Origin of the sequence: Flavobacterium erciyesense (assembly GCF_018069925.1) — a bacterium.
Lineage (GTDB): Bacteria > Bacteroidota > Bacteroidia > Flavobacteriales > Flavobacteriaceae > Flavobacterium > Flavobacterium erciyesense.
Window position 1 is genome coordinate 370,945 of sequence record NZ_JAGPXB010000001.1, and the last position, 18,323, is coordinate 389,267.

An 18,323-nucleotide genomic window follows, 5' to 3' on the forward strand; every position below is an offset into this window, starting at 1 on the left:
AGGTTTGTACTACAAATTAAAAGTATATGTTACCATCAGTTCAATTAAAAAATACGCAAGCATTTCAGAAGCTTGCAGCACATTTCGAGGACACAAAAGATGTGCAGATTAAGGATTTATTTTCAAAAGATCCACAACGATTTTCTTCGTTTTCTATCTTATGGAATGATATTTTGTTCGATTATTCAAAGAACAGAATCACAAAAGAAACATTTGATTTATTGCTTGAATTAGCAAATGAAGTGAAACTTCAGGAAGCTATTGAAAAGATGTTCGCAGGCGATAAAATTAATGCAACAGAAGGAAGACCTGTTTTGCATACTGCATTAAGACAACCAAAAGACGCAGTTGTTCTTGTTGATGGAATCAATGTTGTTCCACAAGTTTATGAAGTGCTTGAACAAATCCAAACTTTTACCGAAGATGTACTTTCAGGCACATGGAAAGGATATACTGGAAAACAAATTACCGATATTGTTAATATCGGTATCGGTGGTTCTGACCTTGGACCTGTAATGGTTACTGAAGCTTTAAAAGCATACAAAACGCATTTAAACTTGCATTTTGTTTCCAATGTTGATGGTACTCATTTGTCAGAAGTTTTAAAAAATGTAAATCCTGAAACCACACTTTTCCTTATTGCATCCAAAACATTTATCACACAAGAAACCATGACCAATGGACGTAGTGCACGTACTTGGTTGATTAATTCTGGTGCTAAAGAAGAAGATGTAGAAAAACACTTCGTCGCGCTAAGTACTAATGAAGCTGAAGTGAAAAAATTCGGAATCAATCCTAAAAATATGTTTGTTTTCTGGGATTGGGTTGGCGGAAGATATTCATTGTGGTCTGCAATTGGCCTGTCTATCAGTCTTGGAATCGGCTTTAATAATTTCAAAGCGTTATTAGAAGGTGCTAACGAAACCGATCAACATTTTCAGAACAGTGCGTTAGATCAAAATATCCCTGTTATCATGGCTTTACTTGGTGTATGGTATATTAATTTCTATGGTGCTGAAACATTAGGAATATTCCCGTACGACCAATATTTGCATCGCTTTGCTTCTTATTTTCAGCAAGGAGATATGGAAAGTAATGGAAAATATATTGATCGCAATGGTAAGGTAGTCAACTATCAAACTGGTCCAATAGTTTGGGGCGAACCTGGTACCAACGGACAGCACGCATTTTATCAATTACTTCATCAAGGTACAAAACTTATCCCTTCGGATTTCATCGCACCAGCTAAGAGCTTAAATCCACTTGGCGAACACCACAAAATATTACTTTCTAACTTCTTTGCACAAACTGAAGCCTTAATGAATGGCAAATCAGAAGAAGAAGTAATTGCAGAATTGAAAGCCGCTGGAAAATCAGACGCAGAAGTCAATCAGCAAAAGAAGTATAAAGTATTTCAAGGAAACCGTCCTACTAATTCATTCTTGTTGGAAAAAATAACACCAAAATCTTTGGGGAAACTTATCGCTTTGTATGAACATAAAATTTTTGTTCAGGGTGTGATTTGGAATATTTTCAGCTTCGACCAATGGGGAGTAGAATTAGGTAAACAATTGGCTACCGTAATTCTTTCAGAGCTTGAAGAAGATGATAAGATTGTAAGTCACGATTCATCCACCAATGGATTGATCGATCAATATAAAACTTGGCGTTAATCTATAATATTAATACAGTTTTACAAAAGGCAACGGAGAAATTTCTGTGGCCTTTTATATGTTTAATCGTGTATAATAAATGTATATCGAAGCGAAACAATTAAAGGAATATGTAGAATCATGATCCCCTATTGCATATTGTATTGATTAAAAATAAACAATTCAGGCGGTTGGCTCTGAATGGATCAAATGTATATCATATAGTAGGTAATGTATAACAACAGCCATGCAAGAGGCAGTACTTTTGTAGAAGAAATTTAAATAATAAAATATGAGTAAGTTATTTGTTGCCAGCGAAGTATTTCATGGTGCTGGAAGTTTATCAGAATTGAAAAATCTATCTGGAAAAAAAGCAATCATTGTGACTGGTGGACAATCAATGAAAAAAAGCGGAACGTTAGATCGTGCAAAAGCATTCTTAACAGAAGCTGGATTGGAAACTATTGTTTTTGATGGTGTTGAAGAAGATCCATCATCAGCGACAAGTCTTAAAGGAGCAGAAATTATGCGTGAGTTCCAACCAGACTGGATTGTTGGTCTTGGTGGTTGTTCAGCGATTGATGCCGCTAAAATGATGTGGGTATTCTACGAACATCCAGATGCAGATTTTGAAGCGATGACAAAACCTTTCAGTGTTCCAACATTACGTCAAAAGGCAAAATTCGTAGCAATTCCTTCTACAAGTGGTACAGGAACTGAAACAACAGGTTTAGCGGTTATTACCGATAAAGAAAAAGGGGTTAAATATCCAATTGTTTCTTATGAACTAACACCAGATATTGCGATTGTTGATGGAGAAATTTGTGCTACTATGCCAGCTCATATCACGTCAAACACTGGTTTAGATGCATTAACACATTGTGTTGAAGCATACGTTTCAAATATTGAAGACAATTATGCAGACGTATTAGCTAAAGGTGGTTTAGAAATCGTATTCGACAATCTTGAAGAAGCTGTAAATAATCCAACAAATATTAAAGCTCGTCAAAATATGCACGACGCTTCATTTATGGGGGGCTTAGCGTTCAATAACGCTTGGTTAGGAATTGTACACTCATTATCACATCAAGTAGGTGCCCTTTATGGTATTCCACACGGTGCAGCTAATGCGATTTTCCTTCCGAATGTTATCCGTTACAATCAAACAGAAACAACAAGATACCCTAATTTGGCAAAAATTGTTGGAAAAGAAACTGCTGAGGAATTAGCACAAGAAATCGAAAAACTAAGAGCTTCGGTAAACAATATCGGTTCTTTGAAAGCTTTTGGAATATCTCGTGAAGATTGGGACAAAAACTTGGATTACATTACCAAAAATGCTTTGGAAGATCCATGTACAGGTTTTAATCCACGTAAACCAAGTCTTCAAGACTTAAAAGATCTTTATAACGCTTGTTATGAAGGTGTGATTTACCAAAATTAATTAATATTGCAAAGTAAAGCGGTTAATCATTCTTGAATTAACCGCTTGCTTCGCTAATAAAGTTATTAGCGTTATATTTATTAGAGGAAAATGAATCGCATGATTTTCGTCTTTCATTGAACCTAAAACTATAATTTAAAATAACAATTGCTATGATTATCAACCGAAAAATTCCATTTAAGTTTCTGTTGAATGAAATTAAATTACCGTTGTTTGCTGTTGCTTTATTGGGAACGGCTTTTGGTTTATTACCCCGTTATTATTCGGAATATACGCCAGATGTATCCATTCAGATTGCTTCAACTTTGGGTATTGCAATCTCCATTCTCTTATCTTATAAAATCAATCAATCCTACAATCGTTGGTGGGAAGCTCGCACAATTTGGGGATCGATTGTTAATGATAGCCGTACATTAATTTTGCGACTGCAACTTTATTTGGGTAATGAAAATGGGCACTTGCAGAAAATTTCATATTATCAGATAGCTTGGAATTATGCGTTGGAAAAATCGTTGAGAAATCAGGATGCATGGTCCAATTTTGAAGGATTGTTGAACGACGATGACATTGCTGAAATAAAGAGGCATTCCAATATTCCGCTTGCTATTAGTCATTTGCAGTTAAAAGCTGTAAAAGCGTTATTTGAGAAGAATTTAATTGATGATTTAGGACGTCTTCAGTTAGAAAATACAATTAATAATTTATTGGCATCTATGGGGAAAACTGAAAGGATAAAAAATACAATTTTCCCTCCAACCTTTGGGCAAATATTGCATATTGCTATTTACTTGTTTGTTGTACTTTTAAGTCTTTCTTCTTCATTTCATCAGAATATTGATATTGTACTGCAAGTTTTTATTCTTATTTCAATTTCAATGATGTTCTTTTTTCTGGAAATGTTGGCACATAGACTTCAAAATCCGTTCAATAATAGCCCTACTGATACACCAATATCAGCACTGTCACGTACAATAGAAATTAATATTCGACAATTATTAAATGAGACCGAAATCCCTAAGTCTATTGAAGCCCAAGGATTTTATCTTATGTAATATTAGGAAATAACGTATAATCTTAAAGTATAGTTATCATGGTTCAAGAATTTAATGACGAGAATATAGCTGGTTTTGTTCAGATTCGAGGAGCAAAAGAACACAACCTAAAAAATATAGATGTAGATATTCCAAGAAATAAACTTGTTGTGTTTACAGGAATATCAGGTTCAGGGAAATCTTCATTGGCCTTTGGTACTATATATGCCGAAGCCCAAAGAAGATATCTGGAATCGGTATCACCTTATGCTAGAAGATTATTTAATCAGATGTCTGTTCCAGATGTTGAAGCTATTCATGGTCTTCCGCCAGCGGTTGCTCTGCAACAAAGCCGTGGAGGAACAACTGTACGTTCTACCGTAGGAAGTGTTACCACCATTTCTAATTTACTACGGATGTTGTATTCCAGAGCTGGAGATTATCCTGCCAACCAGTCTATTATTTATGCGGAAGGATTTTCTGCAAATACACCTGAAGGAGCTTGTCCAAAATGTCATGGTATTGGTCGTATTTATGATGTTACGGAAAAATCTATGGTGCCGAATGATTCATTGACTATACGAGAAAGAGCAGTTGAGGCATGGCCATCAGCATGGCAAGGACAGAATCTTCGTGAAATATTAATGACTTTGGGTTTCGATGTGGATAAACCATGGAAAGATCTACCACAAAAAGATCGTGACTGGATTTTATTTACGGATGAAACGCCAACTGTTCCGGTTTATTCAGGGTTATCGGCTCCGGAGGTAAAAAGAGCTTTGGAATTGAATCTGCCTGCAAGTTATATGGGAACATTCACCGGTGCAAAACGATATGTTCTTCAAACTTTTGCTAATACAAACAGCCAAATGATGAAACGAAGAGTTTCACAATATATGCTGAATACAGAATGTCCTGTATGTCATGGAAAAAGACTTAAAAGAGAATCATTATCTGTAAAATTTGATGGATATGATATTATTGATCTGTCCAATCTATCCCTTTCACAATTGATGGATATTTTTACGTCTTATGCCGAAGGACAATTTTTAAATAAAGAAAAAGATAAATTTCCTGAAAAAGCTATAGTAGCCCAAAATATCGCTATTGATCTTGTCGCAAGATTAAAAATCATGATTGATCTAGGACTTGGATACCTTTCATTAGAACGTAGTACACCAAGTGTATCTCCTGGAGAATTACAAAGATTGCGATTGGCAACACAGGTGCACTCTAATCTTTTTGGAGTAATTTATGTTTTGGACGAGCCCTCCGCTGGACTACATCCTGCTGATACCGAAGCGTTATTTACGGTACTTCAAAAACTAAAGGATGTTGGTAATTCCATGTTTATTGTTGAGCACGAAGTGGATATCATCAGGCACTGTGATTGGATTGTTGATGTTGGCCCAGAAGCAGGAACCAACGGTGGAGAAATATTGTACAGTGGTACTTTAGAGGGCTTACAATCGGTCGAAAGATCATTGACCCGTCATTATATCACCCCAAAACCTATAGCTAAAAAGAAGGTTAGAAAAGCAGAGCAATGGTTGCAAGTAAATAATGTTACCCGAAATAATATTCAGAATCTTGATGTGTCCTTTCCATTAGGAGTTCTTACCAGTATTACCGGAACATCGGGTTCTGGGAAAAGCAGCTTAGTAAGTCAGGCGTTGGTGGATTTAGTTTCAGATTATTTAGGACAAGAGATAGAAGAAGCTAAAGAAGAACAGTCAGAATTATTACAAGAAAATATTATTCACACCTCAGGTGTAATAACTGATGGTATGCAAAATATAAAACGATTGGTAAGAGTAGATCAAAAACCAATTGGTAGAACGCCGAGATCAAATCTGGCAACTTATACAGGTTTGTTTGACAGAATACGACAGCTTTTTGCGGAAACCCCGATGGCTAAAAGTCGCAAATATGATGTAGGTAGATTTTCATTTAATGTAGCCAAAGGTCGTTGTACACATTGTAAAGGCGAAGGATTTGTTATGGTAGAATTATTATTTCTTCCAAGTGTTTATACACCATGTCCAACTTGCAAAGGAACACGATACAATGAAAAAACGCTAGAGGTAACGTATAACAACAAAAATATTGCTAAAGTGTTGGATCTGACCGTAGATGAAGCTTGGAATTTCTTTCAGCATGATAAATCATTACGCCAAAGTTTAGATGTATTAAAGCAAGTTGGCTTAGGGTATATTCGTTTAGGACAACCAGCAACCGAGTTATCAGGTGGTGAGGCACAACGTATTAAATTAGCTTCAGAATTACAGCGTACGCAGCGTGGTAAAACATTATATATTTTGGATGAACCAACAACAGGTTTACATCCATCTGATGTTGAAAAACTGATTGGTCAGCTTAATTTTCTGGTTGATGCAGGAAATACAGTTATCACAATCGAACATGATATGCACGTGGTGGCTTCAAGTGACTGGGTAATCGATATTGGCCCCGGTGCAGGGAAAGATGGCGGACAAATTGTAGCAGAAGGTACTCCGGTAGAAGTTGCGAAAAACACAAAAAGTAAAACAGCTAAATATTTGGCGGAGTATGTTTAAATGATAAAATACCCTGACATGATTGTTGTTGTTAAGTGTTAAGATTTAAACATTTGGTTTGAGGGAAATAATACAAATTATAAGGTATAAAATAAAAATGAGAAGTAGCTTTTTAATTATTTTTGTATACAGCTACATTAAAACATCAAAAAACTAAAATTATGTCAAAAGATACTTTTATATTACATTCAAAATATATACCGTCAGGAGATCAGCCTGATGCCATTGCACGAATTGTTTCAGGTATTGAATCTGGTGCAACTCATCAAACATTGAAAGGTATTACAGGGTCTGGGAAGACTTTTACGATGGCTAACATTATTCATCAACTGAATAGACCTACGATGATTCTTGCCCCAAACAAAACACTTACTGCACAACTTTATGATGAAATGAAGCGGTTCTTTCCCGAAAACGCAGTTGAGTTCTTTGTTTCTTATTACGATTATTTTCAACCCGAAATGTATCTTCCCGGAAGTGACCGTTTTGTAGAGAAAGATTCTTCAATAAATGAACATTTAGAAAGATTACGTCTTTCAACCACAAAATCACTTATCGAACGTAGAGATACCATTGTGGTAGCTTCTGTGTCTTCTATTTATGGACTTGGCGATCCGAAAGATTATAAAGAATTACAAATTCATCTTTCATTAGGACGAGCTATTCAATTGGATAAATTGGAACAAAGCTTGGCTCATTTACAATACGATCGTACCGAACGAAAATTGAAGCGCGGTACTTATAGAATTGATGAAGATACTATTGATATTTTTCCTGCTGATTCAGAATCCAACGCCGTGCAATTAATACTAAGCAATGGTGTAATTGCTACATTGCGATTAATAGACGCTGCAACAGGAAATTTTATTGAAGATTTAGCACAATACGCAGTATCTCCAAAAACGCTTTTTGCACCATCAAAAGGACAAGCAAAGGCAGCAGCAGAACAAATCTTAATTGAGTTGGAAGAACGTGTAGAACAATTAAATAATGAAAATAGATTAGAAGAAGCAGACCGCCTTTATGAAAGAATTACCAATGATGTAGAAATGTTGAGAACTGCTGGATATTGTTCAGGTATGGAAAATTATGCAAGCTATTTTAGTGGTAGAGATCCAAAATTACCACCAACAACTCTGCTTGATTATTTGCCAAAAGATGGACTTTTGTTCATTGATGAATCCCACGTTATGATTCCGCAAATCTCAGCAATGTTCAAGGGTGATCAGGCTCGTAAAGATACATTAATTGATTATGGTTTCAGGCTTCCTTCTTCAAAATACAACCATCCTTTGAGTTTTGAAGAATTTGAAAAAATTAAACCACAAGCAGTTTTTGTTTCGGCTACTCCGGGAAATTATGAATTGAATATTTCTAAAGAGCGGGTTGTTGAGCAAGTTGTAAGACCAACTGGACTTCTTGACCCAATTGTAGAAGTACGTCCATTAACTGATGCTATTGATGATTTATTGGGCGAAATTAAAACTTGTGTAGATGCTGGCAATCGTGTTTTAATTACAACTTTAACAAAAGCATCAGCTGAAAACCTAAACGAATACATCGGAAGCAAAGGTTTTCGTACAAGATATTTGCATTCAGACTTCAAAACAACAGAAAGAACGGAGATTTTGGACAGTCTGAGAGTTGGTGATTTTGACATTTTGATAGGCATTAGCTTATTGCGTGAAGGCTTAGATATCCCAGAGGCTTCATTAATTGCAATTATGGATGCTGATCGTGCAGGATTCTTACGTTCAGCAAGTGCCCTTTTACAGATGATTGGTCGAGTAGCTCGAAATGTTAATGGAAAGGCAATTATGTACGCAGATAAGATTACACCTGCAATGCAACTTGCTATTGATGAGACAAGAGGCCGTAGAAAACGTCAAATTGCCTATAATGAAGAGCATCATGTTTCTCCAGTTTCTTCGATAAGAAGATTAAATTCTGATACCGCTGAAGATAATAAAACAGTTACACATTCTGAACAATTCTGTGAGAATCTTGAAGAGCTTTGTGATCGTATCACGAACTTGGAACATCAGCTTATTGCTGCATCTGACGAACAGGACGAAAAAGCTATAAAAGAAGTTCGACTTCAATTGGATGTTTTATATAGACAGTTTATTTATGTTTGATTTAGTCTTCAACTGAATAAATTATAGTATTATCAAGCTCAAACAAGCGTTGATAACTCAGGTTTGGGTTTGTTATTTCACTCAATTTAATTTTATTAAAAACTAATAATATGGAAGAAAAGGTTATCTTTTATATAATCCTTATTGTTGTCATTACTTTATTGATTATAATGGCAAAAAAGATCAAAGTTGCATATCCCATTCTGTTGGTTTTAGCAGGGCTTGCGATTAGTTTCATTCCACATGTTCCAATGATTACGATTGATCCTAAGCTTATTTTTATTATTTTTTTACCACCATTACTTTACGAATCTGCATGGAATATTTCGTGGAAACAACTTTGGAAATGGAGAAGAATCATAATCAGCTTTGCCTTTTTAGTTGTTTTCTTTACTGCATTCGCTGTTGGGATAACAGCTTGGTACTTTATACCAGGTTTTACATTAGCTTTAGGATTTTTGTTAGGAGGAATTGTTTCCCCTCCTGATGCGGTTAGCGCTGGGGCTATTTTAAAAAATGTAAAAATACCAAAGAGTTCATCATCAATTCTTGAGGGAGAAAGCCTATTAAATGATGCATCATCTTTAATTGTTGTTTTCTTTGCCGTAGCAGCTGTAATGACAGGGAAATTTGTTTGGTATGAAGCTTTAGGAAGCTTTGTTTGGATGGTTATTGGAGGTATAGGTATTGGTCTTCTGATAGGGAAAATATTTATGGAAGTGCATAAGAAACTAGAAACCGATGCCAATATAGATACTATTTTTACATTGGTAGCGCCTTATATTATGTATCTTCTTGCAGAAGAAGTACATGCTTCGGGTGTATTATCGGTAGTTTCTGGTGGACTTTTTCTATCATACAATCAACATAAATTTTTGAGCAGCTCTTCACGTTTACGCGCTATAAGCGTTGGAACTGTTTAGGCTTTATTTTAAATGGTGCGGTGTTTATGATGATTGGTCTTGACCTTCCTCAAATTATAGCAGAACTTGGAGATATTAGTATTTCTAAAGCAATTGGATATGGTGTTTTAATTACAGGAGTAGTTATATTGGTTAGATTTATTTCGTCTTACGCTGCCGTGATTGTGACTTTCATTGCAAGGAATTTTGTAACAGTTGCAGCGTCTAAAAATCACGGTTGGGGATTCCCAATTTTCTTTGGATGGTCTGGAATGCGTGGTGTAATTTCATTAGCAGCAGCTCTTTCAATCCCTGTTTATTTAGATAATGGAGAGCTTTTCCCACAAAGAAGTCTAATTCTGTTTATTACATTTATTGTTATTTTATTGACGCTTGTTGTTCAAGGTTTAACCTTGCCGTATCTGATTAAAAAACTGCAACTACCGAGCGATGATGACGATACATCTGAAGAACACGTAAGTTCATCTATATTCAGAGAAATGACATCAGAAACACTAGATTATCTAAAAGATAAGCACGGTGATAAGATGAATGACTATCCGTATGTAATGACTATGGTCTCCAAATGGGAGAAAAAGTATGATGATGTTGAAAATGTGTGTAGAAATGATTCTTCTAAAAATTTATACATAGAACTTTTAGAATTTCAAAGACAGTGGTTATTACGGAAAAATTCGGAATTTAAGGATTTAGATGAAGATGTGATTAAAAAGCATTTGATGCGTTTAGATCTTGAAGAAGAACGACTTAAATATTCATCTTTCTAAAATTGTATTATCAAAGAGAATAAAGTAATGATAATGTAATTGAAATAATCTTTGTAAAGCGAAATTGAATAAACTCTTGTTCATAATCCCAAATTAATTCGAGGGATTATGGCAGGAGGAAAAATATTACTGTCCAAACATCACGGATTGGACATCCTTTCCCGCAATTGTATAGGATCTAGGTTTCAACCATAGCTCATGGAAAAATACTATAACGAAATATTAAACAAGTTGGAAACTTCAATCATTGAATTAGAAGTCGATACTGACTGCTCTTTACACAGGATCGAAACAGTTATAAATATTATTCTTAAATGTTTAGGCGAAGTAAAAAAATATGTCGTTCAAAATGGATTTAATAGTATTGATGAGGAAATCTACTTTTTTAAACATCAAAAACCTGCCATTGTTTCAAAGCTTATTTATTACAATGCTGTTTACAAAATAGAAACGAAAAAACCATACGGTGCAAAGCCAATAAAGAAGTATCTCAATGACGAACTGAAAAAACTAAAACGCTTTTTTGACAACAACCTCGAATTTTACAAGTATTATAGAACTAATAATTCTTTTATTGATGATAAACTATTTGTGCGTGGAAAGCACGATGTAAAGCTAAGTATAGACACTTATTATTTTGAGGCTGACCATAGTTTTTCAACTTCACACGATTACAAAGCTGCAAAAATTATTGCTAATGACTTAATACAAGTTTACCTTGAAGATCAACTTCATAATGTAAATCAGAAAAAGACTTCGGATAATTCTAATTTGATTTGGACGGGTAGTAAAGCTGCATTGACCGAACTAATATATGCACTACATTCGCAAGGTGTATTTGACAATGGAAATGCAGATATAAAAAATATCGCCAAAACCTTTGAACAAGCATTTGATGTTAATTTAGGAGATTTCTACCATACCTATTTGGAACTGAAAAACCGAAAAATGAACAGAGCAAAATTCTTAGACAGCTTACGTGATTCATTGATTAAAAGAATGGAAGAACATGAGGAGTTGTAAACAATCTTATCATCAGAAGATTAGATATAGAATAATAGATATTAATCCTTTAGAAAAACAACAATGAATTTAATAGAATTATTACACTTTCGTCGTGCCGTGCGTGTATATGACAAAGAAAAACCAATTGATACGGAAAAAGTAAAGCAATTTTTAGAGTTAGCAACTTTAGCACCCAACAGCTCCAATATGCAGGTGTGGGAATTTCATCATATTACAGACCCAAGTCTTATGGCAAAGGTTTCAAAAGCATGTTTAGATCAAGTAGCGACTTCAACAGCCAACCAAATAGTGGTATTTGTAACCCGACAGGATTTATATCGCAAACGTGCAAAATTTGTTTTAGATTTTGAAATTGACAATATCACCCGAAACAGTCCAAAAGAAAGACAAGCAAAGCGGATTAAAGACAGAGAGTTGTATTACGGAAAATTGATACCATTACTTTATGCCCGTTTTTTCGGATTATTAGGAATGTTCAGAAAAACACTTACAACAGTTACGGGTCTGTTTCGTCCTATAACTCGACAAGTATCTGAAAACGATATGCGGGTTGTCGTTCATAAATCCTGTGCTTTGGCTGCACAAACTTTTATGATAGCAATGGCAAATGAAGGATATGATACTTGTCCGTTAGAAGGGTTTGATAGCAGAAGGTTAAAGAAAGCATTACAGTTGCCTAGTGGAGCCGAAATCACTATGGTTGTTTCTTGTGGTATAAGAAAAGACGATGAGGGCATTTGGGGTGAACGCTGCCGAGTTCCATTTGAAGAAGTATATGTGAAAAGATAGCCTATTGTTTTTTGAACAATAGAGATATGGAATCTTATTATTAAATAAGAAGTAAATTTAAAATTGAAAGAAAAAGAAGTACAAAATCAGTCAGAAATTTCACTTACAATATTCCCAGAGATAAGTGGATGCCTTTCGTGCTGACAATATTTTCAGAAATTTGAGGTACTTCTTTTTGTTTTTTAGCTTGCTTTACTGGTTCTTCTAATTGATTAACAGGCTCAATGGACAATTGTATTTTTCTTTCTACGGCTGCCAATTCTGTTTTAAGTTCGCCCAATTTAATTTCCTTAGACCATGTACCATTAACCACCTGCTGAAGAACAGGCAGGTCTTTTTGAAACTCGTCTATATTTTCCTTTTCTTTCTTGATATAAGAAGGTAATTTTTCCAAAGCTCTTAAAAAATTGAGTGCTGCAGTTTCGGGGTCTTTAGCCATTGCACCGTTGTTGTGCGTGTATTTAATGTTTCCCTCGCCCTGTACAAAAAAGCGGTTTACCCGAATATCAATCCCTTCTTTTTGAGAAACTTCGGTTTTTACCAACAGCTGAAAACCATACAAGCTGCCGATTTCTTCATAATCGCCACCTGTACGGGCTTTGTCCGCCAATTGATTGAGTTTGGCACCGATTTGTTTTACATCTGTATTAGGCGATAAACCCTCTAACTGAATTGGATTGATAATGAAACCATCTGGACGTTTTTGAATACGTCCTTGCAGATTATTCCAGTCTAAGCTCATGCGGTCATAACGAGATTGGGCTTTGTCTAATTCTGCCGTATAGTCTTCCAATTTATACTTTGCACTGTATTTAGAACGGTTAAAAGCCTGCTTTTCGCTCTCTAGTCCAGCAATCTGTTTTTCCAGTTTGGCTTTGTCCAATAAGTCGGTATTACCTGAAAGAATTGCCACATATTCTGAAAAGTTCATTCCCGATTTTTCGTCCATACTGCCCTCATCAATTGTTCGTTTACCCAAGTTGTTATTCTTTAATTGGTCAATAAAAAGTTGTTTATTATACAACAGGTTGAACTTATAGCTATCCAACGATTTTTCAACGGCATAAATCACAACATCTACTTTGTTATCAGCAAAGAATTTGGCTATTTCATTTCCTTTTCGGATTGCCCGACCATCCCGTTGAGCAAGATCAGACGGTCGCCAAGGTGTATCCAAATGATGAATGGCAACCGCTCTTTTCTGTGCATTTACGCCCGTTCCCAACATACTGGTAGAACCAAACAATACTCGGATTTTACCCTCGTTCATTCCCTTAATCAATTCCTTACGCTGTTTGTCGCTTTTTGCTTCTTGAATAAAGCGAACCTCATGAGCTGGTAAACCGTGATCTTCTACCAACTTGCGTTTAATTTCAGAATAAACGTTCCATTCGCCCGGCTTGTAAGTCCCCAAATCCGAAAAGACAAACTGCGTTCCTTTTTGTGCGTTGTATTGATTATAATATTTGGCGATGTTGGCTGCACAATGCGAAGCCTTGCTGTCGGGATGATCGTCATAATCACTGCTTACCATCCGCATATCTAAAGACATTTTTCTGGCATAATCGGTAGCAATCAGCATCTTTGCTTTTTCTTCGGTTGGCGATAACGGTAATCTTCCCAATAAGGTCGCATCGCCCGATTTGGCAAACTGCATCAAGCTTTGGATAAATGCTTCCTGATCGGGCGTTGGAGGAATGTTGTACAGAATTTCGTTCTTATTCGGGCGGTCAATGCCGATATCTTTTGCTGTTCGGTAATCTGTAATTTCTGAATAGAATTGTGCCAGTTCCGGCACTTTGATAAAGTAACGGAAACGCTCTTTCGCCACGATATTATTTGCCACAGAAAATTCGTAATCGGTGGTTTTTCGTGCATAGATAGCCGCCCACGCATCAAACGAATGAATGCCTTGTTTTTCCATTGCCCGAGGTCGCAGGTATTTGAATAACAGGTACAGTTCCGTTAAGGAATTGCTGATGGTAGTTCCTGAAAGAAAGGTCGCACCCATATCCGCATTGGTACGCTCTTGAATGGTGCGAATGGCAAACAGCAGGTTCATTGCTTTTTGACTTCCGTCCACATTGCCCAATCCCGCAACCCGTGTATGTCTTGTGTTGAACATTAGGTTTTTGAACTGGTGACTTTCGTCCACAAACAAATGGTCTATACCCATCATTTTGAAGTCCACCACATCGTCTTTTCGGTTCTCAATATCGTGTTGCAGGGTTTTGAGCTTTACTTCTAAATTTTCTTTCCGCTTGATTACTCCAGCAAGCATTCCTCTGGTTACCTCTTTGCCTTGGGCTTGTAGTGCATCAAGGTTACGCTCTACACTATCCAGCTCAATTTGCAATATTTCCTTTTGTATTTCGGGTGATTGTGGTATCATGCCAAATTGATCGTGTGTTAAAATCACACAATCCCAATCGTTGTTTTTAATATCGCCGAAAATGCGCAGGCGTTTTTGAGGCGTAAAATCTTCCTTGCCCGGAAACAGAATTTTGGCGTGTGGATAAGCGGTACGGTAGGCTTCGGCAATTTCGTGTACATTACTTTTTAATCCGATAATCATTGGTTTATGGGCTAATCCCAAACGCTTCATTTCCTGTGCAGCCGTACACATAACCAACGTTTTCCCAGCACCTACTTCGTGGTCGCAGATAGCACCGTTGTTCAGTTTTATCATCCAAACGGTGTCTTTTTGGCTATCGTACAAATCTTCGATGCTCAATGCTTTTCGGTCTAAACCCGGAAAGTTCTGATGGGTTCCGTCATAATTCGGTCGGACAAAACAATTAAAGGTATCATTGTATTGGTCGGTCAGTCTGTTTTTAAACTCATCGCTTTGGGCATGGAGCCAATCAGTAAAAGCAGTTCGGATTTCGTCAATCTTGGTATTCGCCATTTGGATGGCTTCCATATCACGCACCTTTACTTCCTGATCGCCCACCATTATTTTTTTGGTAATGTCCGGAGTGGTATTTACCAAGGCATGTTTGAGCAAGGCAATACCGTCAAAGGTTCTACTTTCTGCTTTTACGGCATATTTATCCCATATATGGACATTCTTACGGTCACACTTTACTGAAAAATCATCGGAACTATCGGAATAATGAACCAGTACATCGGTATCAAACAAATGCGAAGCAAAACGGGCGTAAATTCCGGTAGGTATCCAGCGTTCGCCTAAGTTGAAATCCAATTCTTCAAACTCAATGCGTCTTGGTCGGGCTTCTTCCAATACGGTAAGACTGGCTTTAGCTTCGGTGTTATTGGGATTTTGTTCAACGTAATTTTGGACATTTTGGGCTTTTTCCACTACATTACCAGCAATCCAGCGTTCGGCAATTTCGTATTCACGCTCTAAAGGATTGTAGAAAATACGACCGTGCAAAGCTTCTTTCAAAGCATCATCGGTCATACCGCTGATTTCGGACATATAATCCAAATCCACGCTTCCGTACTTATTCAGCGATGCAGCCAACGCTTCATCAGGATTGTCGGTTGCTATGGTTAGGGTAGAAAAACTTACCGGACGGCTGAATATATCCGCTTTGTGTACCACACCGCCCACAACACGTTCCAGATAAGGAATTTCTTTACCTGTACTGTCGGTTTTAATCAGTTTGATGTTATCGGCACTGTTGAGGTTGCCGTACTTTTTGACAAAAGCATCGTACAAACGGTTCAACACTTCTCGTTCTTCTTTATGCTCGGTTTGTTTTTCGGCTTCTTTGGTATAAAGCTGTTGGTACACATCACGAACTTCAATGTAGGCTTCGGCTCTTGCTTTTTGCAAAGGCGGTAATTGCAACGGATGGAAATCAGCCAAATCATTACGTAAATCTACTTCTTGCAAATGACCTACGAAGCCTTTATCCACCACAAGGCAATCGTTTCGGTAAAACGATTGTAACTTGTTACTATACGGAGCACGTTCAGGAATAGTGGTAATTATAGACGGTATTTCTACTTGATCTTTTGCACTGGTATCCGAAAATAAATCGCCAATAATTCCCTGTTTTTGTTCGGTTGGCGAAGATTTTTCATTGTTGATTTGGTGCCTAATTGGTGCTGTGTAAGGCTGTTGCATTGAACTACTGAACAGATTGGTTTGGCGTGCTGTATTTCGTTTGGGTTTGCGAGAGCTTGGTCGTTTTATTGTCTGAGTTGCCAATTTAGGTGTTGCAACCATAACTGACTCTCCTGCATTTTCAAACAAGTCGAAAATGCTTAGCTGCTTTAATTCCTGTGGATTTTCTTTTCTTATTGTTTGCTGTATAGATTGTTGTTTTGGAGGTTCAATGATTATTTGTTCAGCGATAGATGGTGTGAAAGTTGGCGTAACAGGAATTTGTACAATAGGTTCATCATTACGTTCCCCTTTGTATAAAGCTAAATTCAGATTTTTACCAAAATCTTCGGAAAGCATCTGTTTTAAGTCTTTGGCAATACCCTCTACACCATCCTTATGCGTGTAAATAATGGCTGGCTTTCCGTAGGGATCGGTATCTATTTTACGGTCGGTATGGATAACCCTTGAACCATTCTGAAAAAAAGCATTGCTTGGCGTATTGTATTTGGTTTGCTTGCTTTGACAAAACAGCTCTTCGGTTTCACTCAAACCTTGTTTTGCAGTATTCTTTTGCAGGATAATCAAATCACTTCCAACCTCTGTTCCTGCATATTCTGTAAAGAGATTATTGGGCAATCGTACAACCGAAACCAAATTATTGGTTTCCATTAAAGCCCGGCGGATAGGCTCGTTCTTCGGACTGTTTAAAATGCCTTGTGAAGTAATATAAACCTGCAAACCTCCCTCACGAAGCATATCATTTCCTTTCAAAAAGAAATAATTGTGAATACTTCGGGCTGCCTGTATTTTTGCGGTGTCTTTACTTCTGGAATACGAAAGATCGAAAATAGCCGTATCGCCAAACGGGATATTGCTGGCGATAACATCGAAGGTATCTTGTTCTTTTTCGGAAATTTCCTCAAAGCCACTGATACGGATAGTATTGTCGGGATAAAGCTGTTTTAATATCTTTCCTGTCAGCAAATCCTTTTCATAGGCGGTAACTTTGGCGTTTTGATTTTCCGAAAAGGATTGTATAAACGAGCCGATACCTGCCGATGGTTCAAGAAATTTATCAATGTGCAAACCGCTTTCACGCAAACTTTCTGAAAGGACATCTATAACCTGTGGTGGTGTATAAAAAGCTGTAAGCACCGAGCTTCGCATACTGTCCACATAATGCTTATACTGCTTTTCATCGGTAGCATTTTCTTTGAGAAGTTGGTGTAATTCCCGAGTAAGTGGAAATAAATCGTGTTCGGTTTTTCTCCAATTATTGATGTCAATTTCATTTTCAATGGGGTTCAATACGAATTTTAGACCACCAAATCCGCTGTATTGCATCATGAGCAGTCTTTCGCCTACGGTGGCTTGTCGTTTCTCCTTTTCCAGTGTAAAAGCAATTCGTAGGGCATCAATGTTCTGTTGGAGATGTTGACGTTTACTGAAGCCCATTTTCCTCAATCCAAATAGCGATGGTTCCGGTTATTTCGGTATAAAGCAGGTCAAAATCATAACCGTAGGCGAAATCATCGGTTAGCTCATAATTATTAAAAACAGGCTCGCAGATTGGAAACATTTTAAGAGCGAATGGTCTTAGCTCCTCGTCAGCCATTACGGTGTCAAACTCGTTACAGACTACCTGAAAAACAGTATCGAATTTGGAGAAGTACAAGCCTTCAAACAAGATGTAGTTGGCTATTTCATCGCATTGCTCAATAGCGTTTCCAGAGCGAAAAGCCCCGTCATAAGCATTGGCAGCCCACGAAGAACGTTGCTGTATAAATTTCTCGTCGTTTGCTTTCTCAGGAAAGCTGGTGTTTAATAATTCTTGTAATCGTAATCTGAAATACGATAGGTCTTTTTGCTGTGTATCCATGCTCTATTTTGTTTTGAATT

Annotated in this window: 11 protein-coding genes; 9 read left to right on the plus strand and 2 right to left on the minus strand. The window is 36.9% G+C overall.

What is annotated here, in order from left to right:
- Positions 1-26 precede the first annotated feature (26 nt).
- The 9 genes from pgi (at position 27) to KBJ98_RS01680 (ending at position 12,346) form a co-directional block, all read left to right on the plus strand.
- Positions 27-1,673, plus strand: a complete 1,647-nt coding sequence (gene pgi, locus KBJ98_RS01645; protein ID WP_191179264.1) for a glucose-6-phosphate isomerase — start codon at positions 27-29, stop codon at positions 1,671-1,673.
- Positions 1,674-1,944: 271 nt separating this feature from the next.
- Positions 1,945-3,096 carry an iron-containing alcohol dehydrogenase gene (locus KBJ98_RS01650; protein WP_191179265.1) on the plus strand — a complete coding sequence of 384 codons (1,152 nt, stop codon included), beginning with the start codon at positions 1,945-1,947 and terminating at the stop codon, positions 3,094-3,096.
- Between the two features lie 152 nt (positions 3,097-3,248).
- Positions 3,249-4,148 (plus strand): bestrophin family protein, encoded by a 900-nt coding sequence (locus KBJ98_RS01655; RefSeq protein WP_210787965.1) that lies wholly within the window; start codon positions 3,249-3,251, stop codon positions 4,146-4,148.
- A gap of 395 nt (positions 4,149-4,543) precedes the next feature.
- On the plus strand, positions 4,544-6,703 hold the full coding sequence (gene uvrA, locus KBJ98_RS01660; RefSeq protein ID WP_225899041.1) for an excinuclease ABC subunit UvrA: 2,160 nt from the start codon (positions 4,544-4,546) through the stop codon (positions 6,701-6,703).
- Between the two features lie 161 nt (positions 6,704-6,864).
- A complete protein-coding gene (gene uvrB / locus KBJ98_RS01665) occupies positions 6,865-8,841 on the plus strand; it encodes an excinuclease ABC subunit UvrB (RefSeq protein WP_191179268.1) in 1,977 nt (658 codons plus the stop codon).
- Between the two features lie 110 nt (positions 8,842-8,951).
- Positions 8,952-9,764: a cation:proton antiporter gene (locus KBJ98_RS15315; protein WP_313636065.1), complete on the plus strand. Its 813-nt coding sequence runs from the start codon at positions 8,952-8,954 to the stop codon at positions 9,762-9,764.
- 26 nt (positions 9,765-9,790) lie between these two features.
- Positions 9,791-10,531, plus strand: coding sequence for a cation:proton antiporter domain-containing protein (locus tag KBJ98_RS15320; protein ID WP_313636064.1), 741 nt, complete (start codon positions 9,791-9,793; stop codon positions 10,529-10,531).
- A 198-nt stretch (positions 10,532-10,729) separates the two neighbouring features.
- Positions 10,730-11,554, plus strand: a complete 825-nt coding sequence (locus KBJ98_RS01675) for an RteC domain-containing protein (RefSeq protein ID WP_191179269.1) — start codon at positions 10,730-10,732, stop codon at positions 11,552-11,554.
- 63 nt (positions 11,555-11,617) lie between these two features.
- On the plus strand, positions 11,618-12,346 hold the full coding sequence (locus KBJ98_RS01680) for a nitroreductase family protein (protein ID WP_191179270.1): 729 nt from the start codon (positions 11,618-11,620) through the stop codon (positions 12,344-12,346).
- Between the two features lie 103 nt (positions 12,347-12,449).
- Here KBJ98_RS01680 and KBJ98_RS01685 read toward each other — a convergent pair whose 3' ends face one another.
- Positions 12,450-17,879, minus strand: coding sequence for an N-6 DNA methylase (locus tag KBJ98_RS01685; RefSeq protein ID WP_191179271.1), 5,430 nt, complete (start codon positions 17,877-17,879; stop codon positions 12,450-12,452).
- Positions 17,866-18,303, minus strand: a complete 438-nt coding sequence (locus tag KBJ98_RS01690; protein WP_191179272.1) for a DUF1896 domain-containing protein — start codon at positions 18,301-18,303, stop codon at positions 17,866-17,868. The genes KBJ98_RS01685 and KBJ98_RS01690 overlap by 14 nt, the downstream gene beginning before the upstream one ends.
- Positions 18,304-18,323: the final 20 nt, after the last annotated feature.

Excerpts from the sequence above, each read along its gene's own strand:
- pgi (WP_191179264.1), top strand. The coding sequence starts at position 27 with ATGTTACCATCAGTTCAATTAAAAAATACGCAAGCATTTCAGAAGCTT.
- uvrA (WP_225899041.1), top strand. The coding sequence starts at position 4,544 with ATGTTGTATTCCAGAGCTGGAGATTATCCTGCCAACCAGTCTATTATT.
- uvrB (WP_191179268.1), top strand. The coding sequence starts at position 6,865 with ATGTCAAAAGATACTTTTATATTACATTCAAAATATATACCGTCAGGA.
- KBJ98_RS15315 (WP_313636065.1), top strand. The coding sequence starts at position 8,952 with ATGGAAGAAAAGGTTATCTTTTATATAATCCTTATTGTTGTCATTACT.
- KBJ98_RS01680 (WP_191179270.1), top strand. The coding sequence starts at position 11,618 with ATGAATTTAATAGAATTATTACACTTTCGTCGTGCCGTGCGTGTATAT.
- KBJ98_RS01690 (WP_191179272.1), bottom strand. The coding sequence starts at position 18,303 with ATGGATACACAGCAAAAAGACCTATCGTATTTCAGATTACGATTACAA.
- KBJ98_RS15320 (WP_313636064.1), top strand. The coding sequence starts at position 9,791 with ATGATGATTGGTCTTGACCTTCCTCAAATTATAGCAGAACTTGGAGAT.
- KBJ98_RS01685 (WP_191179271.1), bottom strand. The coding sequence starts at position 17,879 with ATGGGCTTCAGTAAACGTCAACATCTCCAACAGAACATTGATGCCCTA.
- KBJ98_RS01655 (WP_210787965.1), top strand. The coding sequence starts at position 3,249 with ATGATTATCAACCGAAAAATTCCATTTAAGTTTCTGTTGAATGAAATT.
- KBJ98_RS01675 (WP_191179269.1), top strand. The coding sequence starts at position 10,730 with ATGGAAAAATACTATAACGAAATATTAAACAAGTTGGAAACTTCAATC.
- KBJ98_RS01650 (WP_191179265.1), top strand. The coding sequence starts at position 1,945 with ATGAGTAAGTTATTTGTTGCCAGCGAAGTATTTCATGGTGCTGGAAGT.